The sequence below is a fragment of the Kribbella sp. NPDC049227 genome, assembly GCF_043197265.1.
Classification (GTDB): Bacteria; Actinomycetota; Actinomycetes; order Propionibacteriales; family Kribbellaceae; genus Kribbella.
Genome location: NZ_JBICST010000003.1, coordinates 105,303 through 130,284, shown reverse-complemented (window position 1 = coordinate 130,284; position 24,982 = coordinate 105,303). Strand labels below are relative to the sequence as shown.

The 24,982-nt window shown below is 68.0% G+C and carries 25 protein-coding genes, 1 other RNA gene and 1 pseudogene; 12 read left to right on the top strand and 15 right to left on the bottom strand.

Going from position 1 to position 24,982, the window contains the following annotated elements:
* Positions 1–22: 22 nt before the first annotated feature.
* Positions 23–634, top strand: a complete 612-nt coding sequence (locus ACGFH6_RS13040) for a peptidylprolyl isomerase (RefSeq protein WP_393383230.1) — start codon at positions 23–25, stop codon at positions 632–634.
* On the opposite strand, the gene ACGFH6_RS13035 is transcribed toward ACGFH6_RS13040, so the two are convergent.
* The 3 genes from ACGFH6_RS13035 to glnA all read right to left on the bottom strand — a co-directional run bounded on the left by ACGFH6_RS13035 (position 635) and on the right by glnA (position 6,945).
* A complete protein-coding gene (locus ACGFH6_RS13035; RefSeq protein ID WP_393383228.1) occupies positions 635–4,279 on the bottom strand; it encodes a PQQ-binding-like beta-propeller repeat protein in 3,645 nt (1,214 codons plus the stop codon). It abuts the gene before it with no gap.
* Entirely contained in the window at positions 4,276–5,355 is a 1,080-nt protein-coding gene (locus tag ACGFH6_RS13030) for a HupE/UreJ family protein (RefSeq protein ID WP_393383226.1), read from the bottom strand. Before ACGFH6_RS13030 ends, ACGFH6_RS13035 begins: the two co-directional genes overlap by 4 nt.
* Positions 5,356–5,604: 249 nt before the next feature.
* On the bottom strand, positions 5,605–6,945 hold the full coding sequence (glnA, locus tag ACGFH6_RS13025) for a type I glutamate--ammonia ligase (RefSeq protein ID WP_393383224.1): 1,341 nt from the start codon (positions 6,943–6,945) through the stop codon (positions 5,605–5,607).
* A 113-nt stretch (positions 6,946–7,058) separates the two neighbouring features.
* Here glnA and ACGFH6_RS13020 point away from each other — a divergent pair, with 113 nt between their 5' ends.
* Complete coding sequence (locus ACGFH6_RS13020; RefSeq protein ID WP_131513898.1) at positions 7,059–7,478, top strand: hypothetical protein; 420 nt, start codon at positions 7,059–7,061, stop codon at positions 7,476–7,478.
* Here ACGFH6_RS13020 and ACGFH6_RS13015 read toward each other — a convergent pair.
* Positions 7,404–8,336: a hypothetical protein gene (locus tag ACGFH6_RS13015; protein ID WP_393383222.1), complete on the bottom strand. Its 933-nt coding sequence runs from the start codon at positions 8,334–8,336 to the stop codon at positions 7,404–7,406. The genes ACGFH6_RS13020 and ACGFH6_RS13015 overlap by 75 nt on opposite strands.
* On the bottom strand, positions 8,333–8,815 hold the full coding sequence (locus ACGFH6_RS13010; protein ID WP_393383220.1) for a hypothetical protein: 483 nt from the start codon (positions 8,813–8,815) through the stop codon (positions 8,333–8,335). Before ACGFH6_RS13010 ends, ACGFH6_RS13015 begins: the two co-directional genes overlap by 4 nt.
* A gap of 81 nt (positions 8,816–8,896) precedes the next feature.
* On the opposite strand from ACGFH6_RS13010, the gene ACGFH6_RS13005 reads away from it, so the two are divergent.
* Complete coding sequence (locus ACGFH6_RS13005) at positions 8,897–9,535, top strand: peptidoglycan recognition family protein (RefSeq protein WP_393383218.1); 639 nt, start codon at positions 8,897–8,899, stop codon at positions 9,533–9,535.
* On the opposite strand, the gene ACGFH6_RS13000 is transcribed toward ACGFH6_RS13005, so the two are convergent.
* Entirely contained in the window at positions 9,481–10,668 is a 1,188-nt protein-coding gene (locus ACGFH6_RS13000; RefSeq protein ID WP_393383216.1) for a DUF418 domain-containing protein, read from the bottom strand. The two genes, ACGFH6_RS13005 and ACGFH6_RS13000, sit on opposite strands and share 55 nt — an antisense overlap.
* Positions 10,669–10,844: 176 nt before the next feature.
* Between ACGFH6_RS13000 and ACGFH6_RS12995 the strand changes: the two genes are divergently transcribed.
* The 3 genes from ACGFH6_RS12995 to panB all read left to right on the top strand — a co-directional run bounded on the left by ACGFH6_RS12995 (position 10,845) and on the right by panB (position 15,323).
* Positions 10,845–11,378, top strand: coding sequence for an AAA family ATPase (locus ACGFH6_RS12995; RefSeq protein WP_393383215.1), 534 nt, complete (start codon positions 10,845–10,847; stop codon positions 11,376–11,378).
* A gap of 16 nt (positions 11,379–11,394) precedes the next feature.
* Positions 11,395–13,167 carry an NAD+ synthase gene (locus tag ACGFH6_RS12990; protein WP_393383213.1) on the top strand — a complete coding sequence of 591 codons (1,773 nt, stop codon included), beginning with the start codon at positions 11,395–11,397 and terminating at the stop codon, positions 13,165–13,167.
* A 152-nt stretch (positions 13,168–13,319) separates the two neighbouring features.
* Complete coding sequence (gene panB / locus ACGFH6_RS12985) at positions 13,320–15,323, top strand: 3-methyl-2-oxobutanoate hydroxymethyltransferase (protein WP_393383211.1); 2,004 nt, start codon at positions 13,320–13,322, stop codon at positions 15,321–15,323.
* A 158-nt stretch (positions 15,324–15,481) separates the two neighbouring features.
* Here the strand turns inward: panB and rnpB are convergent.
* From rnpB to ACGFH6_RS12965, 4 genes are all read right to left on the bottom strand, one after another.
* Positions 15,482–15,882: RNase P RNA component class A (rnpB, locus tag ACGFH6_RS12980), an RNA gene on the bottom strand.
* Positions 15,883–15,891: 9 nt separating this feature from the next.
* Positions 15,892–16,260: a DUF952 domain-containing protein gene (locus tag ACGFH6_RS12975; RefSeq protein WP_393383209.1), complete on the bottom strand. Its 369-nt coding sequence runs from the start codon at positions 16,258–16,260 to the stop codon at positions 15,892–15,894.
* A gap of 38 nt (positions 16,261–16,298) precedes the next feature.
* A complete protein-coding gene (locus ACGFH6_RS12970; protein ID WP_393383207.1) occupies positions 16,299–16,856 on the bottom strand; it encodes a TetR/AcrR family transcriptional regulator in 558 nt (185 codons plus the stop codon).
* Positions 16,856–17,245: an ester cyclase gene (locus ACGFH6_RS12965; RefSeq protein WP_393383205.1), complete on the bottom strand. Its 390-nt coding sequence runs from the start codon at positions 17,243–17,245 to the stop codon at positions 16,856–16,858. Before ACGFH6_RS12965 ends, ACGFH6_RS12970 begins: the two co-directional genes overlap by 1 nt.
* Positions 17,246–17,327: 82 nt before the next feature.
* On the opposite strand from ACGFH6_RS12965, the gene ACGFH6_RS12960 reads away from it, so the two are divergent.
* Together ACGFH6_RS12960 and ACGFH6_RS12955 are read left to right on the top strand one after the other, a co-directional pair.
* Positions 17,328–18,815 carry a S10 family peptidase gene (locus ACGFH6_RS12960; protein ID WP_393383203.1) on the top strand — a complete coding sequence of 496 codons (1,488 nt, stop codon included), beginning with the start codon at positions 17,328–17,330 and terminating at the stop codon, positions 18,813–18,815.
* 8 nt (positions 18,816–18,823) lie between these two features.
* Positions 18,824–19,282 (top strand): GNAT family N-acetyltransferase, encoded by a 459-nt coding sequence (locus ACGFH6_RS12955; protein WP_393383201.1) that lies wholly within the window; start codon positions 18,824–18,826, stop codon positions 19,280–19,282.
* Here ACGFH6_RS12955 and ACGFH6_RS12950 read toward each other — a convergent pair.
* Positions 19,270–19,653 carry a GNAT family N-acetyltransferase gene (locus tag ACGFH6_RS12950; RefSeq protein WP_393383199.1) on the bottom strand — a complete coding sequence of 128 codons (384 nt, stop codon included), beginning with the start codon at positions 19,651–19,653 and terminating at the stop codon, positions 19,270–19,272. The genes ACGFH6_RS12955 and ACGFH6_RS12950 overlap by 13 nt on opposite strands.
* Positions 19,650–20,498 (bottom strand): type I methionyl aminopeptidase, encoded by an 849-nt coding sequence (gene map / locus ACGFH6_RS12945; protein ID WP_393383197.1) that lies wholly within the window; start codon positions 20,496–20,498, stop codon positions 19,650–19,652. The genes ACGFH6_RS12950 and map overlap by 4 nt, the downstream gene beginning before the upstream one ends.
* Before the next feature lie 53 nt (positions 20,499–20,551).
* Here map and ACGFH6_RS12940 point away from each other — a divergent pair, with 53 nt between their 5' ends.
* The gene (locus tag ACGFH6_RS12940; RefSeq protein ID WP_360447853.1) at positions 20,552–20,740 is read left to right on the top strand and encodes a hypothetical protein; all 189 of its coding nucleotides are present in this window, start codon (positions 20,552–20,554) and stop codon (positions 20,738–20,740) included.
* A 130-nt stretch (positions 20,741–20,870) separates the two neighbouring features.
* On the opposite strand, the gene ACGFH6_RS12935 is transcribed toward ACGFH6_RS12940, so the two are convergent.
* Positions 20,871–21,443: a histone H1-like repetitive region-containing protein gene (locus tag ACGFH6_RS12935; protein WP_393383195.1), complete on the bottom strand. Its 573-nt coding sequence runs from the start codon at positions 21,441–21,443 to the stop codon at positions 20,871–20,873.
* Between the two features lie 292 nt (positions 21,444–21,735).
* On the opposite strand from ACGFH6_RS12935, the gene ACGFH6_RS12930 reads away from it, so the two are divergent.
* Both ACGFH6_RS12930 and ACGFH6_RS12925 read left to right on the top strand, forming a co-directional pair.
* Positions 21,736–22,485: a helical backbone metal receptor gene (locus ACGFH6_RS12930; RefSeq protein ID WP_393383193.1), complete on the top strand. Its 750-nt coding sequence runs from the start codon at positions 21,736–21,738 to the stop codon at positions 22,483–22,485.
* Between the two features lie 63 nt (positions 22,486–22,548).
* Entirely contained in the window at positions 22,549–22,725 is a 177-nt protein-coding gene (locus ACGFH6_RS12925) for a hypothetical protein (protein ID WP_393384846.1), read from the top strand.
* 7 nt (positions 22,726–22,732) lie between these two features.
* Here the strand turns inward: ACGFH6_RS12925 and ACGFH6_RS12920 are convergent, their stop codons facing one another.
* Positions 22,733–23,230 carry an NUDIX hydrolase gene (locus ACGFH6_RS12920; protein ID WP_393383191.1) on the bottom strand — a complete coding sequence of 166 codons (498 nt, stop codon included), beginning with the start codon at positions 23,228–23,230 and terminating at the stop codon, positions 22,733–22,735.
* Positions 23,231–23,387: 157 nt separating this feature from the next.
* On the opposite strand from ACGFH6_RS12920, the gene ACGFH6_RS12915 reads away from it, so the two are divergent.
* A complete protein-coding gene (locus ACGFH6_RS12915; protein ID WP_393383189.1) occupies positions 23,388–24,290 on the top strand; it encodes an aldo/keto reductase in 903 nt (300 codons plus the stop codon).
* Here the strand turns inward: ACGFH6_RS12915 and ACGFH6_RS12910 are convergent.
* Positions 24,287–24,964 (bottom strand): annotated as a pseudogene (locus ACGFH6_RS12910) (DUF899 domain-containing protein). The gene ACGFH6_RS12915 and the pseudogene ACGFH6_RS12910 overlap by 4 nt on opposite strands.
* Between the last annotated feature and the right edge of the window lie 18 nt (positions 24,965–24,982).

Genomic DNA, 24,982 nt, shown 5'->3' with positions numbered 1-24,982 from the left:
ACCCAGTGTTACCGTCGGAACCATGCAGCGTTGGATTCCTTCCCCGCCCCACCGCGCCGGTCGCTGGAAACGGGTTGTCGCAGTCCTGCTGGTCGCCGCCGTCGCGCTGATCGTGGAGGGCTGGGCCGCCAGTGCCCAGGCGGCTCCCGCGTTCTTCAAGCGGTGCACGTACGTCCGCTCCCCTGACGGCACCGTGCGACCGCCGTACTCACTGGCGCCGACCATCGGCACTGTGAAGGTCACAGTCCGGACCGACAAGGGCACGCTCGTCCTGCGGCTCGACCGGCAGGACGCCCCGTGTGCGGTGCACAGCTTCACCCACCTGGCGTTGCTGCGCTTCTACGACCAGACCCCGTGCCCGCGCCTCACCCGGGCGATCCTCGAGTGCGGCGCGGGCCGGCCTGGCTACCACTTCTCGCCGGAGCTGACCGGCCGGGAGACCTACCGCCGCGGCACAGTTGCCATGAGCAACAACGGTGGCAACGGCAGCCGGTTCTTCTTCGTGCACGGCACCGACGGGCTGCCGAAGTACTCCACCGTCATCGGCGCGGTGACCGACGGGCTGCCGGTGCTCGACCGGATCGCGGCCTCACCCCGGCAGCCCGTACGGATCATCGACGTCCTGATCGGTTGATCAGAACGCGAACTGGTTCAGTACGGCGAACTTGTCCGCCGCACCCTCGTTCGACACCGCCACCACCCGCCGGGTGATCGTGTGCGATCCCCCGGCCGGCAGGTCGAGCTTGAACTTGCTCATCGTCCAGATCGCCTGCGAGTACCCGGTGAAGGCTCCGCTGTCCGCGCCGTACACCAGCCCGTAGGTCTGGTTGTCCGGGCCGGTCCCGGACTGCCCGATCCAGCGCTTGGCGTCCGGCGTCTGCGCGAACGGTCCACCACCGGTGACCGGCGCGCTGCCCGACACCGCCGAGCGCGATCCCGCGCCGTCGTGGTCGAGGGCGTCACCGGCCCACACCGTCAGCGGCGCACCCGTCGCGTTGGTGAAGGTCGTCGCGGCGGTGACGAACTGCTCGTCGGCCGTCGCGGTGTACGTCGTGACCACCTTCAGGTTCGGGTTCTCCGAGGAGGTCCCGGTGGCCTGGACGACCGCCTTCTCGCCGGTGTTCTCGAGGATGCGTACGTCGGTCGAGCGCACCTGCAACTGCTGCCACGCGCTGCCACCGGTGGGTTCGGTGGCGCTGACGTACGGCAGGTTGATCCAGTCCAGCTGGTCCGGCTGGCCGGTGATCGCCATGTCGACGACCTTGCCCGGGGTGGACGGGCTCATCTGCGAGTCCTGGAACACCTTCGAGATCGCCATCGCCAGGTGCTTGTTCTCGATCACGATGTCACCGACGCCACCCTCGACCAGACCGCTCGGGAGCCGCTTGCCGATACTCGCGTCGACGTTGACCGGCGACACCTCCAGATCCGCCTGGTAGGTGCCACTGTCGCCGGCCTCGACCTCCTTGGCCGCGGTCGCGAAGCCCAGCTGCGCGACCTGGATGGTGTACGTGCCGGCGCCCTGCGAGAGCCCGACCTGGTAGTTGCCCTCGGCATCGGTCGTGGTCCGGCCGACCGCCGTACCGTCCTGTACGACCAGCACGGTGCTGTTCGCGGCAGGACCGCCGGTGGCCTTGTTGGTCACCTTGCCGGACACGGCCGGCCACGGCTTGGCCGTCGTACCACCCGGGGTGAAGGCGTACAGGTTGCCGTCGAACGCGCCGGCGACCACGGTGTTGCCGCTGACCGCCGGGCCTGCCGACACCCAGGTGCCGATGTCCTGCGACCACAGCGGCTGGCCCGTCCGCGCGTCCAGCGCGTAGAACCCACCACTGTTGGCGCCGACGAACAGCGTGTTCCCCGACAGCGCCGGCGAGGTGAACGAGCCACCCCGGTACTGCGATCCGGGCAGCAACTGATCCCAGATCACGGCACCCGTGGTCGCGTTCAGAGCGGTGATCGCACCACTCGGGAAGGACATGTAGACCGTGTTGCCCTTGATCGCCGCCGCGGACGGGGTCGCGCCGCTGCTCACCAGCGACGGGTGCGAGCTGCGGTAGCTCCACAGCACCGCGCCGGTCGCACCGTCGCGCGCCACGATCCCGTTGTTCGACCCGATGAACACCTTGCCGTCGGCCGCGGACGGGATGCCGTCCTGCCAGCCGCCGAGGCTCTCCGTGCCCTGCCACAGCTTCGCACCGGTCTTGAGGTCGTACGCGATCACGCGATCCGCGGTCTCGTTGCCGACGTACACCCGCCCGTCGGCGACGGCTGGTGTGCCGTCACTCATCGTGGCGCCGCTCATCGGTGCGGCCCAGACCCGCTGACCCGTCTTGGCGTCGAGAGCAAGGAGCAGACCAGTGGCTGCCTCACCGAAGCGCGTCTGGTACGGGAACAGCACCTTGCCGTCAGCAACCGTCACACCGTAGTACCCGTAGGTGCGCTGGTTGTTGCCTTCCGGCGCAGGTCCGGGGTCGTTCTTCCACTTCAGTGCGCCGGTCCTGGCGTCCAGCGCGAACAGCGTGCCGCGCAGGGTCGGGACGTAGACGAGACCGTCGGAGACGGCAACGCTGCCGTGCACCGAGGACGGCACGGTGTAGCTCCACAGCTTCTTGCCGGTGGCAAGCGACACCGCGTGGACCGCGGCATTGCCGTCGCCGTTCTCGTCCCGCGTCCCGGCGTACACGACGCCGTCGACGATCGCGGGCGAACCGGTCAGGAAGGTGCCCTTGGTCCGGTAGGACCAGGCGAGCCGCTGACCGGCAGCGATCGCGTCGGTCGAGACCCCGTTGTGCGAGGCGTCACCGTGGTGCTGCGACCAGTCGGCTCCGGCGACCGGCTTGATCGCCTTCTCGTTCGTGAACGTGAAGTCCGAGGTCCGGGTCCACCTCGCCCCGGTCTTGTCGGCTGCTTCCACCGTGAGCTGGTGCTTGCCGGCCTTGATGCCGTTCGGCAGGGCGGAGTACCAGGTGAACTCACCGGTCGAGCTGAGCGGCCGCCACGAGCCCTTGTCGAGCTTGAAGCGGACCCGGACCGGCTGGTCGGTGGTGTCGTAGGCGTTGACCTGGATCCCGGGGAACCCGTTCAGCGGGATCGCGGTACCGGGCGCCGGCGACACGATCGTGAGGTCCTTCTCCGCGCCGTAGATGCGGAACGGGTTGTCGAAGGCCTTGTTGTCCATGTGCACGAACCGGAACCCGCGCGGCGAGTTGTCGATCGTGTACGAGCTGGACACCGTCTGGATGTGCTTCGCGGTGCCGGCGAAGTCGCTCTTCGGCTCCACGTCGTTGGAGTGCTCGTGACCGACCAGGATCAGCTCGGCGCCGTACTGCTCCAGCACCTTGCCGTACTCGTCGTACACCGACGGCGAACCGAACGGCACGTTCATCGGCTGGTGGGTGAGCACGACCAGGTGCTTGCCCTTCGTCATGTTCCGGGCGAGGTCGGCCTTGACCCACTCGAGCTGCTCGGCGAACGGCGCGGCCCCGTTGTTCTCCAGGACCAGGAAGTGCCGGTCACTGTAATCGAACGAGTACCACTCCGGACCGACGTGCTTGCGGTAGTTGTTGATCCGGGCCGCGTACGTCGCTCCCGCGGCGTACTCGTGGTTGCCGACTGCCGGCCACACCGGGACCTTCGAGTTCGCCGTGCTCTTCTTGTAGAACTCGAACTCGGAGTCGGTGGCGCTGTTGGTCAGGTCGCCGCTGACCTGGATGAACGCGAGCTTCTGCTGCGTGGAGTTGATCTCGGTGATCTGCTCGGGCAGCTGCGCGTTGACGTGCGGGTCCGCCACGTTGGCGAAGGTGAACCCGCCGGCCGCGGAGGCCTTGTCCTTGCGGAGGCCGAAGTCGACCTCCTGACTGGCGCCGTCGGCCAGCTGGCCGAGGCTGCGGAAGAACTTCGGGGTCATGTTGTCGTCGGTGCCGACCGAGTACCCGGCCGGCTGGGTGACGAAGACCAGGTCGACGTCACGGCGCTCGACGTCGGTCTTGAACGTGTAGTGACCCTGGGCATCGGTCACGACGCTCTGCTGACCGTCCGACACGCTGACGCCGGCGATGCCGGCCTCACCCGCGTCGATCCGGTTGTCGGCGTCACGGTCCTCGAAGACCGTGCCGGTGATGGTGGCGCTGGGACCGTCGACTGCGTCGGCGACGACCCCGGTCAGCGGTACGCCGATCACCATCACGGCCAGTCCGGCGGTGACGCCGTACAGGAGTTTGTGCCACGTCGTTGTGGCGGCTGGATGATCGCTCGACCTGCGGGACAGGCGGATCATGCGATGAAGAACCTTTCTACGAACCAGAAGAGGCCGAAGGCGGCGACGACCCCTGTCGCCGAACGGACCACCGGAACCGAGAGCCGGGTCCGGCGGATCAACAGGACCAGCGGGAACACGGCGAGCAGCAGCAACGCCTGACCCGCCTCGATGCCGACGTTGAAGCTCAGCAGCGAGACGAGCAGTTCCGGACTGACCTGATCGGTGATCCGCAACGACCCGGCGAAGCCGAGCCCGTGCAGAAGACCGAAACCGAAGACCACCGGGAGCCGGTGGCGGGTGGAGCCGAGCAGGTTCTCGACCGCGACGAACGCGATCGAGAGCGCGATCAGCGGCTCGACGATGACCGGCGGCACGGACAGGCCGCCGAGCAGGGTGGAGATCAGCGTGACGCTGTGCGCCACGGTGAACATCGAGATCACCTGGACGAGACTGCGCAGGTTCACGGCGCCGAGGATCAGGGCGACCACGAACAGGACGTGGTCGAGCCCGGTCAGGATGTGCTCTACGCCCATCTTGCCGAACTGCAGACTCGACGTGGCCAGCGTGTTGTCGCCGACGGTGAAGTCGTGGTGGGAGCGGTCGAACACGGTCCGGCCGGAGCCGCTGTCGAAGGTGTACTCGACCAGGTTGGTGTGGTCGTCGGCGACCGCCTCGGACATGCCGAAGACGCTGTACCGCAGGCTGAACGCCCCGGAGGAGCCGGGGCACTCGAACACGAGCCCGAGATCGGCGTACGCCTTGGTGGCGCGCTGGCCGACCGACGTCGTCTCCAGCGACTGCTCACACGCGGCACCGTCGACGGCGACGACCACCCGGTCGTGCAGGTACTCCGCGATGCGGTCCTTGGCCGTGTCCAGGGCTTGCGCCCGCTGACCGTCGTCGGTGGTCGGTGCACCGAGGTCGACGGCTCGGCCGAGTACGTCGTACTCGAGGCTCAGCAGATACGTGACCCGGCTGCCGTCCTGGTGCACGGTCGAGTACCCGGTCGAAGCGATCACATGAGCCGAGGCCGCCGAGGCTCCCGTGAGGAACAACAGGACGAGCAGTCCGATACCCACCAGCAGTCGCCGCATGAGACCCGATCCCACGCGACCCCGGCGACCACTAGATGACGACTCAGGAAACTATTTCCCGCCACCACGCGGCAAATCGCCACTCAACAGCACGCCCCGTCACCCGGCTGACGGCTTGTTCCGCCGATGGCACCTTGTTTCGCGCCACCCACCAAACAACCCGCCAGCGATGGATCCGGCCAGCCAGCGCCAGCCGTGCCGGCAGGTTCGGGCGGGGGCGGCGGCGACGCCGGAGCGGCTGCGTGGGGCCTAGAGGACAGGCAGGAGCTTGTTGAGTTCGAAGGGGGTTACCTGGCGGCGGTAGTCGAGCCATTCGGCGCGCTTGTTGCGGAGGAAGAAGTCGAAGACGTGCTCGCCGAGGGTCTCGGCGACCAGTTCGCTGTCTTCCATCGCGCTGATCGCCTCCGCCAGGCTGCTCGGCAGCGGCTTGATGCCGAGTGCCTTGCGCTCACGCGGCGTGAGCGCCCAGATGTCGTCCTCGACCTCGCGCGGCAGCTCGTACCCGTCCTCGATGCCCTTCAGGCCGGCGGCCAGCATCAGCGCGAAAGCCAGGTACGGGTTCGCCGCCGAGTCCAGCGACCGGAACTCGACCCGCGAGGACTGCCCCTTGTGCGGCTTGTACATCGGCACCCGGACCAGCGCGGACCGGTTGTTGTGCCCCCAGGAGACGAACGACGGCGCCTCGTCACCGACCGCGAGCCGCTTGTACGAGTTCACCCACTGGTTCGTCACCGCGGTGATCTCGGCCGCGTGCTGCAGCAGCCCGGCGATGAACGCGCGCCCGGTCTTGGACAGCTGGTACTGCGCGCCGCCCTCGAAGAACGCGTTCCGGTCACCCTCGAACAGCGACATGTGGGTGTGCATCCCGGACCCGGGCTGGTCGCTCAGCGGCTTCGGCATGAACGAGGCGTAGATCCCCTGGGTGAGCGCGACCTCCTTCACCACGACGCGGAACGTCATGATGTTGTCGGCGGTCGACAGCGCGTCGGCGTACCGCAGGTCGATCTCCTGCTGGCCCGGCCCGCCCTCGTGGTGGCTGAACTCGACCGAGATGCCCATCGACTCCAGCATCGTGATCGCCTCGCGGCGGAAGTCGTTCCCGATCCCCTGCGGGGTGTGGTCGAAGTACCCGGACGAGTCGACCGGCTCCGGATGCGTCCCGGGCGCGCCGGTGAGCGACTTGAACAGGTAGAACTCGATCTCGGGGTGGGTGTAGAAGGTGAACCCCAGGTCGGCCGCCTTGGACAGCGTCCGCTTGAGCACGTGCCGCGGGTCGGCGAACGACGCGGAACCGTCCGGCATGTTGATGTCGCAGAACATCCGCGCGGTGCCCATCGTCTCGCCGCGCCAGGGCAGGATCTGGAACGTCGACGGGTCCGGCTTGGCCAGCATGTCCGCCTCGGTCACCCGCGCGAACCCCTCGATCGCGGACCCGTCGAACCCGATTCCCTCGGCGAACGCGCCCTCCAGCTCGGCCGGCGCCACCGCCACCGACTTCAGGAACCCGAGCACGTCGGTGAACCAGAGCCGCACGAAGCGTACGTCGCGCTCCTCCAGCGCGCGCAGCACGAACTCCTGCTGCTTGTCCATCGGTCCACCTCTCACGGCGTCGGTCGGTTCTCACACAGTGTGCCCCGGCTCTGTTAAGCAGACGTTACGTGCTGCTGGGGACATCGGCAGCGCCAGGGCCTACCGTGTCTGTCGTGCAAACGATCTTCGGTGCCGGATACCAGGTGGCGCTGATCGTGGCAGCGGCGCTCTGCGCCAGCGACCTGCTGCTCAGTACGGCGCGATTCGTGCAGACGATCCGGCGCAAGCGCACCGCCGAACAGGACGTCCTCGGACGGCGCTGGCTGCCCGTCCCGGAGCTCGGCTTCGGCATGTTCGCGTTCTGCTGCCCGGGGCTGGTCACGCTCGGGCTGACCCACCACAACGCCGACGACCTGCCGACCAAGGAGATCCTGCTCGCCGCCCTGGTCTTCGGGTACGCCGGAGCGGTGCTGTCCCGGGTCGTCCGGACTCCCGGCCCCGGCGGCCGCCGGTTCCGGCTACGCGCCGGCCTGCTCCTTGGCCTCCCGGCCGTCTTCGGCCTGGTCTTCGGCCTGTCCGGCGTCGCTGTCTGAGGCCCGCCGCAGCTGGAACCAGGGCACGATCCGCTCCATCGGCGCGAACGCCAGCCAGCAGACCACGGTCGGCAGGAAGTGGATCAGCAGGATTGCGGTGTTCGCCGCGTGGAACCCGAGGAAGAACAGGGCCCCGAGCAACTGCCACCGCCCCTTGAGCCACAGGATCACCGGCGACAGGAACTCCGCCGTGATCCCGACCCACTGCATCACGTGCAGCATCCACGGATGGTGCAGCAGCCACTCCCCGACCGGGTGCGGCCGCCGGACGATCGCCCACGTCAGTACGGCGCTCCCCGGCCAGGTCAGCGCCCATCCGGCACTGCGCAGTTTCGCTATCGCGGAAAGGAAGTACGTCGCGATCACGCAGATCTGCACACACCGGATCACCCAACCGGCCGCCTCCGATCGCGTCTGATCGTTGTACGACGCTCGTCCGCGGCGGCCGGCCTTCACGGTCGGAAGCACCCACAACGCGATCACGAGCGCAAGGTGATCGTGATCGACCTTGCCGTCGCTCATGCCGATCAGGACCCACCACGTGAACGCCGGCGCCACGATCCAGCCGGCGATCCGCGGGAAGTAGTTCGACGCGCCGACCAGGCAGGCCGCGATCAGGACGACGTACAAGACGGTCGTGTTGAAGACCGTGGGCCTGGGGAGGTCGAACATGCGGGCCAAGAGCAACGGCTGGTAGAGCCCGGGATGCTCGCCCTTCAGCCGGGTGTCGCGGACGAAGGCGTGCATGTCCACGATGACGAACAGATAGAGGACGGTCCGCAACCACGCCACCCGGGCGAGCGCGATGGCCGGGGTGAACCAGTTCGCGGCGCGGACTGCGACGGTGCGGGCGCTCACTTGCGCACCTCCCAGGTGGCCAGGACCTCCGGTGCCGGCGGTCCTACGACCCGGCCCTCGACCAGTTGGGTGGTGTCACGGATCAACTCGAGCTTCACGTACTTCGGCTTGTCCGGGTGCTTCTTCGCCCACCCGTCGGCGACCTGCTGCAGCAGCGCCGGGTCCTTGACGATGTCCCCGGTCCGGGCCTCGATCTCGGCCCGCGCGACCCCGGCGCCCTCGATGTTCAGCGGTACGTCGACCGTCGTTCCGGCGTCGGTCTGCGCGCTGATCCGGGTGTAGGTGATGGAGGCGTCGTCGGGCACGGACATCGCGTACTGCGACATCGGGCCGAACGGCCACGCATCGTCGGTGGCGCGCACCGACCCGTTGATCAGCAGGCCGATCCCGACCAGGGCGACGGCCACCCGTACGCCCTTGCCGACCCGCCCCAGCCGGACGTCCCCCGCCCGCTCCTGCCCATCAGTCACGACCGTCATTAGACCAGACCGGTTTCGGCGGCTCGATGGTAGGGAATTTTCTATACCATGACCGCCCCAGAAAATTTCCAACCTGCCCGGATGTCCCGGCGCACTGTCCTGCGCGGCGCTGCCGCGTCAGGGGTGCTGATCGGCGGCATCGCCCTCCCGACCACCGCGGCGCACGCCGCCCCCGCGCCGCGCTGCTACACGCGCACCGAATGGTCGGCGCGCCCGCCCAAGTCCGCCACCCAGGTGATCGGCGCACCCGACCACATCGTCATCCACCACACCGCCAGCCCGAACGTCACCGACTACTCGCTGGCGGCGGCGTACGCCGTGTCGCACTGGATCCAGGACCTGCACATGGACACCAACGGCTGGATCGACTCCGGCCAGCAGCTCACGATCAGCCGCGGCGGCTACCTGATGGAGGGCCGCAGCAAGTCGCTGTCCTCGATCCGGAACGGGCAGAACGTCCTCGGTGCCCAGACCGCCAACCAGAACAGCCACACGATCGGCATCGAGCACGAAGGCATCTATGTCAGCGCGAACGTGCCGACCGCGCTGTTCGACATGTCCGTGCTGACCTGCGCCTGGCTGTGTACGACGTACGGGCTCGATCCGCACGCCGCGATCGTCGGGCACCGCGACTACAACTCGACCCAGTGCCCGGGTGACGTGTTCTACGCGAGGCTGCCCGAGCTCCGCGACCGGGTGGCCGCGGTCCTGTTCGGCTGATAGGTCACCCTCCGGATCAGGATCTCGAACGGACCGCGGTAGTTCGCGCGCCGCATCCGGTCGGCGATCCACACGGTCGCCAGCCAGGTCGCGACGGCGAGCAGAGCCGTCGTGGTGGTGGAGAGCGCGCGGGACAGATCCAGCAGGTACGGCGTGAAGACCACGGCCCACACCACCGACTGGGACAGATAGCAGGTCAGCGACCGTTGACCGACGGAGGCGATCGCCAGGGTGATCCGTCCCTGGCGATCACCCAGCTTGAGCGCGATCAGAACGATGAGAGCGGCGTACCCGAAACCGCCGAGGACACCGGATGCGTCGTGCAGCGGACCGAGCCGGGTGAGCGCATCGCCACTTGGCTGGTCGATCACGCCGCCGACGACCAGCGACACCGGGAGCGCACCCACGACTGCCACGATGAGGCCGAGGACTGCCGTCGTACGCAGCAGGGTGAGGTGCTCGGCCGGCCGTTCGAGGATGCGCCGACGGCCGGCCCAGAGACCGACCAGGAACGGCGTGATGAACCCGATCCAGCCGATTAAGGCGATGAACGGCTGCACGGCGATCCGGTCACCGAACTGCCCTAGGAAGTCCGGAGGAAGCATCGAGGGATCGGTGGCGTCGGACGCGGTGGCCAGCGAGTCGTCGCTCGGCAATGCAGTGAGGACAAAGACCAGCGCTGCGACGATCAACAGCCAGCGGTCCTTCCAGCGCAGGGCCCAGACACCCAGGAAGAGGAGTACGCCGTACGCCGCGAGGATGTCACCGATGTACAGCAGCATCGCGTGCACGAAGCCGAGCACGATCAGGACGAGACTCCGGCGCCACAGCAACTTCCGGATCGGCCACCATTCGTTGCCGGATTCCCGTTGCCGCCGGACGATCTGCGCGACGCCGTACCCGAACAGGACCCCGAACATCGGGAATGCCCGGCCGTCGACGAAGGTCGACAGCACCATCCCCACCACGCGGTCGGCACCCGACCCGTCCATCGGGAAGCCGCCGAACACGCGCGTCCCGTAGACGAAGTAGTGGGAGTTCGCCAGCGCGATGAACAGCAGCATGAAACCCCGCGCAAGATCGGGTCCCAGCGCCCGCTCCCCCAGCCCGGTCGGCCCACCTTGGTTCGCCATACCTCCGAGTGAACCGAGCCGCGGCCGCCCCGCCATCCACCCAAAGTCCCCGGCCCGGTGAACCTTGGTCGCTGTTCGATGAGCCACATGCACGACGACGTCCTCCGTCGCTGGCAGCACGGCTGGTCGGTGGTCGGGGACTTGGTTGTGGCGCGGACGCGGTTACCGTCGGTGGGATGAAGCAGGTCATGGTGTTCACCGGGCTGCCGGGGACGGGGAAGTCGACGCTGGCCGAGGCAGTTGCTGTCGAAGCAGGTACTCCGGTCTTCGCCGGTGACTGGTTGCTCGGGGCGCTCAAACCACACGGCGTACTCGGCGGACTGAGCCGGCCGGCGTTCCTGGCGATGTACTACGACCTGCTGGAGACGTTGGTCCGCCGGCAACTGATGCTCGAGCAGTCGGCGATCGTCGACTGTCTGGTTGACGACACAGTGGCGGACCGATGGGAGAAGCTGGCGACGGAGTACGACGCACGGCTGCGGTTGATCGAGTGCGTTTGTACGGACGAAGGCGAGCACCGGCTCCGGTTGGAGGGCCGCCGGCGTGGGATTCCCGGATGGCACGAGGTCGGGTGGGATCACGTGGAACGGATGCGGGTCGAGTACCCGCGGCCGACGCGCGAGCACCTCACGGTGGACGCGATGAATCCGGTCGAGCGGAACCTCCGGATGGTCCGGGAGTACAGCGGACTCTCGCAAGAGCCGGGGTAACCAGTAATGTGCTCTCGTGCCTCAGCTTCGGGTAGCGCTCGCTCAACTCAATGTGACCGTCGGTGACGTCGACGGCAACGCCGAGAAGATCGTTGCCTGGACCCGGAACGCGGCCGACCGTGGTGCGCATGTCGTGGCCTTCCCGGAGCTCGCGCTGACCGGCTACCCGGTCGAGGACCTCGCCTTGCGGGCGTCGTTCGTGGACGCCTCGCAGGCCCGGATCCAGGACCTGGCGAAGCGGCTGGCCGACGAAGGGCTCGGCGACATCGTGGTGGTCTGCGGCTACCTCGACCGCGCGACCGGTACGGCGATGGGCATCGACCGGCTAGGCCGGCCGAAGGGCTCCCCGACCAACTCCGCGGCCGTGATCCACCAGGGCCGTGTGATCACGAGCGCGGTCAAGCACCACCTCCCGAACTACGGCGTCTTCGACGAGTTCCGGCACTTCGTTCCCGGCAACACGCTGCAGGTGGTCCGGATCCACGGCGTCGACGTCGCCGTGGTGATCTGTGAGGACCTCTGGCAGGACGGCGGCCCGGTCGCCGCCACCAAGGCCGCTGGTGCGGGGCTCCTGCTCGTCATCAACAGCTCGCCGTACGAAGCCAACAAGGACGACGTTCGCGGCGCACTCGTCAGCCGCCGCGCCCGCGAGGCCGGCTGCCCGCTGGCGTACGTGAATCTCGTCGGCGGCCAGGACGAACTGGTCTTCGACGGCGACTCGCTGATCGCCGATGCCGAGGGCAAGGTGTTCGCCCGTGCCCCGCAGTTCGAGCAGGGCAGCATGGTGGTCGACCTCGAGCTGGCGGCCCCGACGGGTACGCCGGCCGGCACCCACGAGGGCATCGAGATCGTCCACACGGTCATCCACGACGAGGCCCTGGCGGCGTACGACCCGATCGCGGCCGCGGTCGCGCCGCGGCTGTCCGACGAGGCGGAGATGTACGGCGCGATCGTCACCGGCCTGCGCGACTACGTGCAGAAGAACGGGTTCAAGTCCGTCCTGCTCGGTCTGTCCGGCGGCATCGACTCGTCGCTGGTGGCCGCGATTGCCTGTGACGCTGTTGGCGCCGAGCATGTGTTCGGCATCTCCAACCCGAGCGTCTACTCCAGCGACCACTCCAAGGACGACGCGGCCGAGCTCGCCGCCCGGACCGGTCTGAACTACCGGGTGGTGCCGATCCAGCCGATGGTGCAGCCGTTCATCGAGACGCTCGGCCTGACCGGCCTGGCGGAGGAGAACCTGCAGGCCCGGGTCCGCGCGGTGATCTGGATGGGCCTCTCGAACGCCGACGGCCACCTGGTTCTTGCCTGCGGCAACAAATCGGAGCTGTCCGTCGGCTATTCCACCATCTACGGCGACGCGGTCGGCGGCTACGCCCCGCTGAAGGACGTACCGAAGACCCTGGTCTGGCGGCTGGCGAAGTGGCGCAACGCGGACGCGAAGGCGCGCGGCCAGCAGCCGCCGATCCCGGAGAACTCGATCGCCAAGCCACCGTCGGCCGAGCTGCGGCCGGGGCAGCAGGACACCGACTCGCTGCCGCCGTACGACCTGCTCGACGACATGCTGGACGATTACGTCGAGCTGGACCGCGGCAGCGCCGAGCTGGTCGCGGCCGGATTCGAGACCGAGCTGGTCAGCAAGGTGATCCAGCTCGTCGATCGCGCGGAGTACAAGCGCCGGCAGTACCCACCGGGCCCGAAGATCACCCACAAGGCCTTCGGCCGGGACCGCCGGTTGCCGATCACCAATGCATGGCGTGAGGACGCACGGAAGGCAGCCGAGCACTGAGCGATTCCTGGCGGTACCGCCCATCCAACGACACCCCGTGGGGCGCTCCTGAAGAGCCCACGGGTCGGTCCGGCTCGCCCGGCGACGGTGTGAGCGATCACTCAGGCACAGCCGGTGGCGCTCACCCTCCGCAACGGTGGGACGATGAAGGCATGGTTGACAACTTCCTGTCGGCCGGTACCCAGGGCGAGGACGAGGAGCTGCCGTCGCCGTACGGGACCGGACCGAAGAACCGGACAACCGAGGAGCACCGCCGCTCGGACTACGACAACGACTCCTGGCGGGACCGGGCCAACGGCCTCGGTCTCGACCCGTCGCCGTCGCTGCCGAACGCCCCCAGGTCCTACGAGCGCGGCCCGGTGCCCCAGCAGCCCTACGTACCCAAGCCGCCGTACCTGCCCGCGGTGCCGCCGCCCCCGGCGCAGCAACCCCAGCAGCAGCGGTACGGCGACCAGCCGCAGAGCCGCCAGTACGGCGATCAGCCGCAGCGGCCGGAGTACTACGGGGAGCGCGAGCAGTCCCGCGCCGACGAGGCGTCGTACGGACAGCCGGCGTACCCGGAGCAGAACCCGTTCCGTCCGCAGCAGCCTGCGCAGCCGCAGCAGACTCCTCCGCCGCAGCAGGGCCGCCCGAGCCCGTTCGGCCCGGGGAGCAACGGCGTACCGCCGAACCGGCAGGCGCAGCCACCGGCCGGTCAACAGCCGCAGCCCCAGCGGCCGCCTGCACCGCCGCAGGCCGGCAACGGGCTGACGCAGCGGCCTCAAGGGCCGCACAGCTCGAACGGGACCAGCAATGCGAACTGGAGCGGCCAGGCGCCTACGCAAGGCCCTACTCCGTCGAACGGTCCGGCTCAGAGCAACGGACTCAGCAATGGGTCGAGCAACGGGCTCAGTTCACACCAGCCGTCTGGTCAGACCCCGACGACGACGCCGCCCCCGGCGCCGCCCGCGCAGCCTCAGGGCCAGCAGCAACAACAGCCGCGGCCGAGCACGCCTGCGACTCCCCCGGCCAACTACACGGTGGACACCCCGACCATCACGGCGTACATGCCTGAGTCGATCGAGGGTTACCAGCAGGAGTCGGGTGGCAAGCAGGACAACAGGTATCTGTCGGATCCGAGTGCGGAGTACGAGAGCAACACACCGATGAACGAGCCGAAGCCGTCGGTCGGCGCGCGGCGACGTGCGGACGTCCAGCAGGACGCCCCCAGCCAGGTGGCGAACGAGCACACCGGTTCGCACCGCGCTGCCCGCAGGGCGCAGGCCATGGCGAGCGCCGGTTCGTCGGAGCTCGGCGCCCCGGTGGCGCCGGCGGACACCAAGCCGTCCGACGGCGGTGGCACTGGTGAGGCCGGCAAGCGGCCGCGGCGGTACCGCATCCACCACCTGCGGGACATGAAGAACCGCGGCGAGAAGTGGGCGATGCTGACGGCGTACGACCAGTACACCGCCGAGATCTTCGACCGGGCCGGCATCCCGGTGCTGCTGGTCGGCGACTCCGCCGCGAACAACGTCTTCGGCTACGACACCACCCTGCGCGTCACCGTCGACGAACTGATTCCGCTGGCGCGTGCCGTCGCGGGTGCGGTCGACCGGGCGCTGGTCGTCGCGGACCTGCCGTTCGGTTCGTACCAGGCGTCACCCGAGCAGGCGTTCCACACCGCCGTCCGGTTCATGAAGGAAGCGGGCGTGCACGCGGTCAAGCTCGAAGGCGGCCGAACGGTCGTACCGATGGTCGAGAAGCTGACCCAGTCCGGCATCCCGGTGATGGCGCACATCGGCTTCACACCGCAGAGCGAGCACAGCATCGGCGGCTACCGCGTGCAGGGTCGTGGCGACCAGGCCGCCGGCCTGATCGACGACGCGGTCGCACTGGCCGAGGCGGGCGCGTTCTCCGTCGTACTGGAGATGGTCCCGGGCGACGTCGCCGCGGAGATCACCAAGCGCGTCACGATCCCCACCATCGGCATCGGAGCCGGCCGCGACACCGACGCCCAGGTGCTGGTCTGGCAGGACATGGCCGGGTTACGGTCCGGCACCATGCCCCGCTTCGTCAAGCAGTACGCCGACCTCCGCGGAATCCTCACCACAGCAGCCACCACCTACGCCGCCGACGTAGCCGCAGGCACCTTCCCCTCCGACGAACACACCTTCTGAGGAACAAAGGACACCGCTGCGCGGCGGCCGGCGACCGAAGTGAGCGGGTCGGATGGCGGCTTGTTTCACCGGTGGCGGGCAATCAGGCGTCAGCGGTGAAACAACCCGCCAGCGGTCAGCTCGAGCCCCCTTGCGCGCCGCCGGAGGCGGCTGGTGAGGGAACGGGCCGGTCATGTAAGCCGGATTCTGTCGAGTGCGATCATCCATCTACGGTGACCGTTGCCGGGCACCTCCAGCGGCCTACCCGCGAGCTCGGGCGGGCAGCCCTCGAACGCTCGCGCGAGTGGTGGTTGCCCACCACCCTTCTTGGCCTTGCTCCACGTGGGGTTTACCGAGCCTCCGCAGTCACCTGCGGAGCTGGTGGTCTCTTACACCACCGTTTCACCCTCACCCGCACTCCGATGAACCACGGGGTTCATCGAAGCCGCTGGCGGTCTGTTCTCTGTGGCACTGTCCCGCGGGTTGCCCCGGGTGGGTGTTACCCACCACGCTGCCCTGTGGAGTCCGGACTTTCCTCGGCGCCCGCTGTCGCGGACGACGCGATCGCCCGACCGACCCGTTCCTCGGTTCAGGATACGGCCTCGGCCGACACTTCCGGCCAGCGCCCGTCGGAGCCTCGCTCGTACGGGCGGACGTCGACGACGGCGTCCAGGTTCAGCGGGCCGTAGATGTGCGGGAAGCTGATGCCGATCCCGTCCAGGTCCTCGTCGCACAGCGCGGACACCAGCCGCCCGGTGTCGATCACCAGCAGGCACAGCGGCTCGGCCACGTCGTCGTACACGAAGTTCGCCACCATGGCGACCTGCTCCGGCCGCGACGCGTGGATGAACGTCGCCCCGTCATCGAGGGACTTGCCCCGCGTCGACCACCGATAGCTGCCGGCCTCCCGCGCGGCCTCCCAGTGCTCCACGAACGCGATGTGCAGAATCGTCGCCATGCCCACAGGCTAGTGGCGCCGCCGCCCGGGAGCACGGATCACCGCAGCAGTGTTCTGACCTGGGATCGCGCCGTTTCGCGGAGGCGCCGCGGGTCGTCGTACACGCGTTCCAGTACGGCGAGAGCACGGGTGGTGGCGACGACCAGACGAGCGGCTTCGCGGGGCCGGAGCGTCAGGTCGGCGCCGCTGATGGATTGCAGGACGAGGTTCTCGAGGTCGTCGAGGAGTTGGCGGACGGCGCGTTGCAGGGCCGGTGTGTCGGCCTCGACCGCCGTACGCGTTGACAGGCAGCCGCGGGACGGCGAGCCGGTGGTGATGGACTCGATGCAGTAGTCGAAGAACCTGAACAGGCTGGTCCGCGGATCGGTCCCGGCCAGCGCGGCCGCGGCTCCTTCCAGGAAGGTCGTGGCGAACCGTTCGAAGGCCTTCAGGAAGATCTGCTCCTTGCCGCCGTACGCGTGGTAGAGCGAACCACGCTGTACGCCGGTACCGGTCGCGAGGTCGGGCATCGAGGTCTGGTGGAAGCCGTGGTCCCAGAACACCTCGAGGGCCCGGCGCAGCGCCGTCTCCTCGTCGAACTGGCGGACGCCGGCCATCAGCCGATGACCACCTCAGCCGCCGAGCGCTCCACCCAGTTGTGGGCGAGCTTGCCGTCCCGCACCTCCCAGACCGCCGTCCCGGTGAACATGATCGGATCCCCGATCGCCGCGGAGTGCAGGTAGCCGTGGTTGGTCCCGTGGATCCGCCACCGCGACGCGACCCGCGTACCGGCGGCGTTCTCGAAGGTCTCGACGACCTCGAGGCGCAGATCCGGGACCTCGGCCAGGAACGCGCGGATCCACTCCTTGAACGCCTCCCGCCCGGTGATGTCGTGCCCGGCGTTGGTGATCACGAAGTCCGGTACGACGAATCGGTCGACCGCTTCCGGGTCGTGGGCGTTCCAGACCTGCTGCCAGAAGGCTTCCACGAGCTCGCTCGACGTCATTCCGGGTCACTCTCCAGGATCAATGTTTGACAGGACTGTCAAAGATAGCAGGCTGTCGATCGCGTGGATTAAGGTGCACGACATGGCCAAGGATGAGAGCACCGAGCCGGGGACCGACGCGAGCGCGGAGAAGAAGCCGGCCACGCCGGTGGACGACCTGGTCACGTCGCAGCACACGCTGACCATCGAGGGGCGCGAGCTGCCGTACACCGCGACGACCGGGCGGATCGTGCTCAAGCAGGAGGTGCTGACCGACGGCAAGTTCGACGGGCATCAGGCGAAGGCCGAGGTCTTCCTGACCGCGTACACGCTGGACGGCGCGGATGCGGCCGAGCGGCCGGTGACGTTCGCGTTCAACGGTGGGCCGGGTTCGTCGAGCATCTGGCTGCATCTCGGACTGCTGGGTCCGCGCCGCGTGGTCTCCGGTGACGCGGGTGAGCTCGCGCCCCCGCCGTACGGGCTGGTGGACAACGCGGAGACCCTGCTGCAGCACAGCGATCTCGTCTTCATCGACCCGGTGTCGACGGGCTACTCGCGCGCGGTCGAGGGCGAGAAGCCGGGCGACTACCACGGCTTCACCCGCGACCTGGAGTCGGTCGGCGAGGTGATCCGGTTGTGGACGTCGCGCAACGGACGCTGGATGTCGCCGAAGTTCCTGGCCGGCGAGTCCTACGGTACGACGCGCGCCGCCGGACTCGCGTCGCATCTGCAGGAGCGCTACGGCATGTACCTGAACGGCGTGATGCTGATCTCCGCCGTGCTCGAGTTCGGCACACTCGACTTCACGCCGGGCAACGACCTGCCGTACACGCTCTACCTGCCGACGTACGCCGCGATCGCGCACTACCACGGCCTGATGCCGGACCGGACGCTCGAGGAGGTGCTCGCGGACGCGGAGCGGTTCGCGGCCGGGCGCTACCCGAATGCGCTTGCCCAGGGCAACCGGATCCCCGAGGACTTCCGGGCCGAGGTGGTCGGCCGGATCGCGGCGCTGACCGGACTGACCGAGGACTACATCGACCGGGTCAACCTGCGGATCGAGCACATGCGGTTCTTCGGCGAGGTACTGCGGTCCCGTCGGCAGACCGTCGGCCGGCTGGACGGCCGCTTCACCGGCTGGGAGGCGGACTACGCCGGTGAGACGCCGGCCAAGGATCCGTCGTTCAGCGCGATCATCGGGCCGTACACGGCGGCGCTGAACCACTACGTGCGGGTGGAGCTCGGCTACCAGAACGACCTGCCGTACGAGATCCTCAGCATGGACGCGGCGAAGAACTGGTCCTACAAGGAGTTCGAGGGTCAGCAGATCACCGTCGCGGAGAAGCTCGCTGAGGCGATGCGGGTCAACCCACATCTCAAGGTGCACGTCGCCTGCGGCCACTACGACGGCGCGACGCCGTACTTCGCCACCGAACACACCCTTGGTCGCCTGCAACTCCCGGCCGAGCTGCTCGGCAACATCGAGACGAAGTACTACCCGGCCGGTCACATGATGTACGTCCACGACCCGTCGCGCGTCCAGCAGTCCGAAGACATCGCGACGTTCATCCGGGGCGCCTCCAACCGATGACGCCACCGATGCTGACCCTCGTCCGTCCGGCCAGTCCGGTCGAGGCGCCGCCGGTCGAGGGTGTTGTACTGCGTCCGCCCGTGGTGGCGGACACGCTGGCGTTGGGCCGGTTGTACTTCGAGTCCTATCCGCCCGGCGCGGCGTCGGCGTCCGAACAGGAGGCGATCGAGGACATCGCGCTGACCTTCGAGAACGCCTACGGGGTGCTCGATCCGCGACTGAGCCGGCTGGCTCTGGTCGGTGATCGCATGGTCGGCGCGATCCTGGTGGTCCAGCGTGCACCGTGGCCGGACACCCCGGACTGCGCCTTCGTCATCGAGTTGTTCACCGCGCCGACGCATCGGCGGCTGGGCATCGCCCGACTGCTGTTGAGCGGCTGCTCCGCGGACACAGTGGCGCTCCGCGTCGACGACGACAACACCGCTGCGCTCAGGCTCTACCGCACGTTCGGCTTTCAGGACGGGTAGATCCGGAAGCCCTCGAACGTGCGATGCGGGAGCGAAGCGTAGAAGTCCGAAGCCTCATCGGTGACGAGGTCGATGCGTTGCGCGCCGGTGAGCGGACCGGCGTACTCGAGCATCGCCCGTCCGATGCCTTTGCGGCGATGGTCGCGATGAACTGCCATCTGGGAGAGATGCGCCTGGATGTGGCCGTCGCTCTGCAGATACGCGAAGCCGACCACCAGCTCGCCGTCCACAGCGACCACTGTCGTCACGCCGGGAGCAGTGAGGACCTTGTGAGCGCGATCGGGGTCGGCCGGCAGACTCGGCCAGCCCTCGGCCTCGCACAGCGCGAGCACGCCCGGAAGATGAGCGTGCTCGTACTGCGTGACGGTCACGGGAGGGTCAGGACTTCGGCGCCGGTGTCGGTGACCACGAGGGTGTGTTCGAACTGGGCGGTGCGGGACTTGTCCTTGGTGGTGGCGGTCCAGCCGTCGTCCCAGAGGTCGTAGTCGTAGGTGCCAAGAGTGAGCATCGGCTCGATCGTGAACGTCATACCGGGCTCGATCACGTCGTCGAAACGCTCGTCGTCGTAGTGCGGGATGATCAGGCCGGAGTGGAACGCAGTGGCGATCCCGTGGCCGGTGAAGTCGCGGACGACGCCGTACCCGAAGCGCTTGGCGTAGGACTCGATCACCCGCCCGATGATGCTGACCTTCCGGCCCGGCCTGACCGCCTTGATGCCGCGGTTCAGCGCCTCCCGCGTGCGCTCGACCAGCAGCCGGCTCTCCTCGCCGACGTCGCCGACCAGGAACGTCCCGTTGGTGTCGCCGTGCACACCGTCGAGGAACGCCGTGATGTCGACGTTGACGATGTCGCCGTCCTCGAGCGGACGGTCGTCCGGGATGCCGTGGCAGATCACCTCGTTCACCGACGTACACAGCGACTTCGGATAACCGCGGTAGCCGAGCGTCGACGGGTACGCACCGCGCTCGACCAGGTACTCGTGGCCGATGGCGTCCAACTCGTCCGTGGTCACACCAGGCTTCGCCGCCGCACCGACCGCCTGCAAGGCCTGCGCGGCCAGCTTGCTGGCGACGCGCATCCTGTCCACCACCTCCGGCGCGGTCACGTACGAACCGTCGTACGGTGTCGGAGACGGCTTGCCGACGTATTCGGGGCGCGGGATGGACGCGGGTACTTCGCGGCGCGGCGAGATGATGCCGGGAGTGATAGTCGACATGGTGAGATCATTCTAGTGAGCTGCGACAAGACTCCCAGGAGGTGGTCATCCAGATGAGCGACGATCACAGCAACGAGTGGTACTACAACGTCAAGACCGGCAAGGTCGAGCCGTACCAAGGGGAGAAGGCCGGCGACCGGCTCGGCCCGTACAACTCCCCCGAGGAAGCTGCTCGGGCACTGGAGAAGGTCCAGGAACGCAACGAGGCCTGGGACAACGACCCCAAGTGGGACGACGACTGACACCGCGCAACTGACGACGCGGCTCCTGAAACGGCGCTGCGCAGTGAACGCGCACCAAGGGGCACCACCGATCTCGGTGGTGCCCCTCGGTCTTGGTTGCGTCGACGTCGCGCGAGTGCGGACGCCGGGCTCAGCGGGTGACCCGCCGCGCGGTGGTCTTGCGGGCCGGAGCCTTGCGGGCCGGGGCCTTCTTCGCCGCGACCTTGCGGGCGGGCGCCTTCTTGGCGGCGGTCCGCTTCGCCGGGGCCTTCTTGGCTGCGACCTTCTTGGCCGGAGCCTTCTTCGCCGCGGTCTTGCGAGCCGGAGCCTTCTTCGCGACGGTCTTCTTCGCCGTCGTCTTGCGGGCCACGGTCTTCTTCGCGGTCGTCGTCTTGCGGGCCGTGGTCTTCTTCGCCGGCGCCTTCTTCGCGACGGTCTTCTTCGCGGTCGTCTTCCTTGCGGCGACCTTCTTGGCCGGAGCCTTCTTCGCCGTCGTCTTCCGCGCTGCGGTCGTCTTCTTCGCAGCAGTGGTCTTCTTCGCGGCGGTCTTCTTGGCTGGCGCCTTCTTTGCCGCACTCACCTTCTTCGTCACTGTCTTCTTCGCTGCGCTGACCTTGCGCGCGGACGTCGTCCTCGCGGCGCTGGCCTTCTTCGCGACAGTCTTCTTGGCGGGAGAAGCCTTTTTGGCTGTCGCCTTCCCTGCGGCTGCCTTCTTGGCTGGCACTCTGCCTCCTTGGTGCGGCTGAGGAAAACCACGGTGGATTCCTCGTCGTCACGATGATGACAACACTTGGTGCGTACGTAAAGCACCCGAAACGTCCGCAGGTTAAGGCGTCCTGGTCGCAAAGCGGCACACAAATGCCGAAAATCCTTGTGCAGAAGGGATTCCGCCGCGCTATGAGGATGCCCGAGGGTCCGGATAATTTCTTGGCGACACGCGCACAAAGTTCGTGTCGAAGCACGCAATCGGCGAGTGTTGTCGTCGGCAACGGCCTTCGCGAAGTGAGGTGAGAGACGTGCGGGACAAGCCGCGAGACGACCTCGGAGACGTCGTGGAGACGCCGTCCGAAGTGCTGCGCGTGGTCAGCATCGTGCCCTCGTTGACGGAGTCGATCGCAGCAACGCACGCGCACCTGATCGTTGGTGCGACCGACTGGTGTACGCATCCCGCGGACCTCGACGTGACGCGCGTTCGCGGCACCAAGAATCCCGACGTAGAGCTCATCGCCGCACTCGCACCGGACGTCGTGATCGCGAACGCCGAAGAGAATCGCGCCGTCGATCTCGACGCGTTGCGCGGTCGCGGAATCGCGGTGTGGGTGACCGCACCGACGACCGTCGCCGAATCACTCGACTCACTCGATCGCATGCTGTCCGCGATCATCGGCGACGTACCCGACTGGTTGACCAGCGCTCGCGCGGTGTGGAGTTCGCCGTACGACGGAATGCGCCGGCGCGCGGTGATACCGATCTGGCGGCGGCCGTGGATGGCGTTGGGACGCGACACGTTCGCGGGTGATCTGCTCGCCCGGATCGGTATCGACAACGTGCTGCGAGATTCCGGCGAACGTTATCCGCGGTTCGATCCGGACGCGTTACCCGACCACGATCTCGTCGTACTGCCGGACGAGCCTTATGCGTTTTCCCCGGGCGACGGACCGGAGGCGTTCGTGCAGCCCGCGCGCTGTGTCTCGGGCCGGCACCTGACTTGGTACGGCCCGTCGTTGCTGGAAGCACGCGAAGTGCTCGGCGGGCAACTGGAGTGACGTCCGCCACGATCACTGCCCGCTCAGCTAGACGGTTAGGTATGCCTCACCTACACTCGCTGCGTGCCGTCGATGACCGCGAAGAAGAAGTGCTGCAAGGACAAGCCGAGGTGCAAGAAGTGCCCGGTCGTCCTGCTGCGGCTGTCGAAGGCCGGCTGTGCGGAACGGCTCGATCGCGTGCGCTACGAGGTCGACAAGAAGGTCCCGAAGAAGGTGCTGAAACAGGCCCGTAAGCGCTGATTGGGGATCAGGACGCGCGGCGCAGGGTGATCGCGTCGACGGCCCGGCGCAGCAGTCCCGGAATGGTGACGTGCGCGGCGCGGCCGGTCGCCTCCAGCTCGTCCGCGTGCCACCAGCCGTGTGCACTGATCGTCTCCAGTTCGAGCTCTTCCTGGTTGGCGAACGTCACCTCGACGCCGTCCACCCCGATCGCGAAGAACGTCTGCCGCTGGATGATCGGGCAACCGCCCCACTCGAACTCGATCGTGTTCGTCGCGACCGGATCGCCGAGGGAGTCCGGCGACAGTACGATGCCGACCTCCTCGCGAAGTTCGCGCGTGCCGGCTTCGGCGAGCGTTTCCCCGTCGTTCACCGCGCCGCCGATGGTGAACCAGTACGGCGTCTGCGGTTTCAGCGGATCCCAGCCGTGCAGCAGCAACACCTTGCCGTCCGGACGCACCGGCAATACGCGCGCCGTCGTCCGGCGGACGACGGCGCCTGGTGGTGGCAGACGTGGATCGCTCACATGACAAAACGCTAGACGACACAGGACATCCGCCGCCGTGCGATGCGGCGAGTCTCACACTGGTTGCCTCGTGCCCCGTAAGGAAGTTGGTCGGCTGACAGCTTGCTGCCCCTTGAGGGAAGAAGGAAAGAGGGGGTGAGGTGGGAAGATCGAACCCATGACAGCGAGTGTTGGTTTGGGCCTGGCGGCGTTGGGGCGGCCCGGGTACATCAATCTCGGGCACGACGAGGACCTTCCGCCGGCGCGTGCGGTCGAGGACCTTCGCCGGCGGACGCACGATCTGCTCGACCAGGCGTGGCACGCCGGCGTCCGGTACTTCGACGCCGCGCGGTCGTACGGACTCGCCGAGACGTTCCTCGGTGAGTGGCTGACGCCGCAACGCCGTACCGAACTCACCATCGGCTCCAAGTGGGGCTACACGTACGTCGCCGACTGGCGGACCGATGCCGCGACGCACGAGGTGAAGGACCACTCGCTCGCGACGTTCGAACGGCAGTGGCCGGAGACCCTTCAAGCGCTTGGTGGACCGCCGGACTTCTACCTCGTCCACAGCCTCACGCCGGACAGCCCGGCACTCGGCGACAAGCAACTGCTCGACCGGCTGCAGGAACTCGCGGACAGCGGCGTACGCGTCGGATTGTCGACCAGTGGACCGCACCAGGCCGAGACGCTGCGCACGGCGATCGAGCTCGACGGACCGTTCAGTGCGGTCCAGTCCACCTGGAACGTGCTGGAGACGTCCGCCGGCGCCGCGCTGGCCGAAGCGCACGACGCCGGCTGGTTCGTCGTCGTCAAGGAAGTCGTAGCGAACGGGCGCCTGACCGCGAAGGCGGGCGAGACGCCGTTCAACGCGTTCGCCCGCCAGCACGGCGTCGCACCGGACTCGCTCGCGATCGGCGCCGCCGTCGCGCAGCCGTGGGCGGACGTCGTCCTCAGCGGCGCGATCACCGCCGAGCAACTCGCCAGCAACCTCGCCTTCCACGTCGACGGCCCGCTCGTCGAGTTCGTCCAGCAAGCCGACGAGTACTGGACCGAACGCTCGGCCCTCCCCTGGATCTAGTCTTGCCGACCCAACGCGGTCAGGTCGAGCGCGGTGACGGTGAACGTCATCGCGTCCGGGCCGCGACCGTAGGTGGAGTACGTGTGATGGACGTCGTCACCGACCTTCAGGAAGCAGCTCAGACCATGCAGGTCGAACGGCTGCTCGCTCTGCACGTGCTCGTTGTTCGGCAGCAGGTCTCACTCCGCCTTGGTACGGTAGTTGTACTCGAACGGCACCACCGAGTCGTCCAGCGTCACGTGGTAGTCGTAGTTGAAGTCGCTCCCGTACGACGAGTACCACGGGAAGGCCCAACCGTGCTCGGCCTTGTACGCGGCCAGCTTCTCGTACGGCGCCCGGGACACCAGCGCGAACGTCGTGTTCAGCCGGTGCAGGTTGTCGAGGGAACCGATGTCGTCGACGAAACCGGTGCAGTTCCGGCAGCCGCCCTCCCACTCGGGCTGGAACATGAAGTGGTACACGACCAACTGCGGCCGGCCCTCGAACAACTCCCCCAGCCCGAGTTCGCCGTCCGGCCCGGTGAAGACGTACGGCTTGTCCACCAGCACCATCGGCAACTGCCGACGTCGCGAGTTCACCACGTCCCGCTGCCGGGTGAACTCCTTCTCCTCCGCCAGCAGCGCCTTGCGCGCGACCAGCCACTCGTCCCGGGACGCGACATCCGGAAGGTTCATCGCCACTCCTCGATCGAT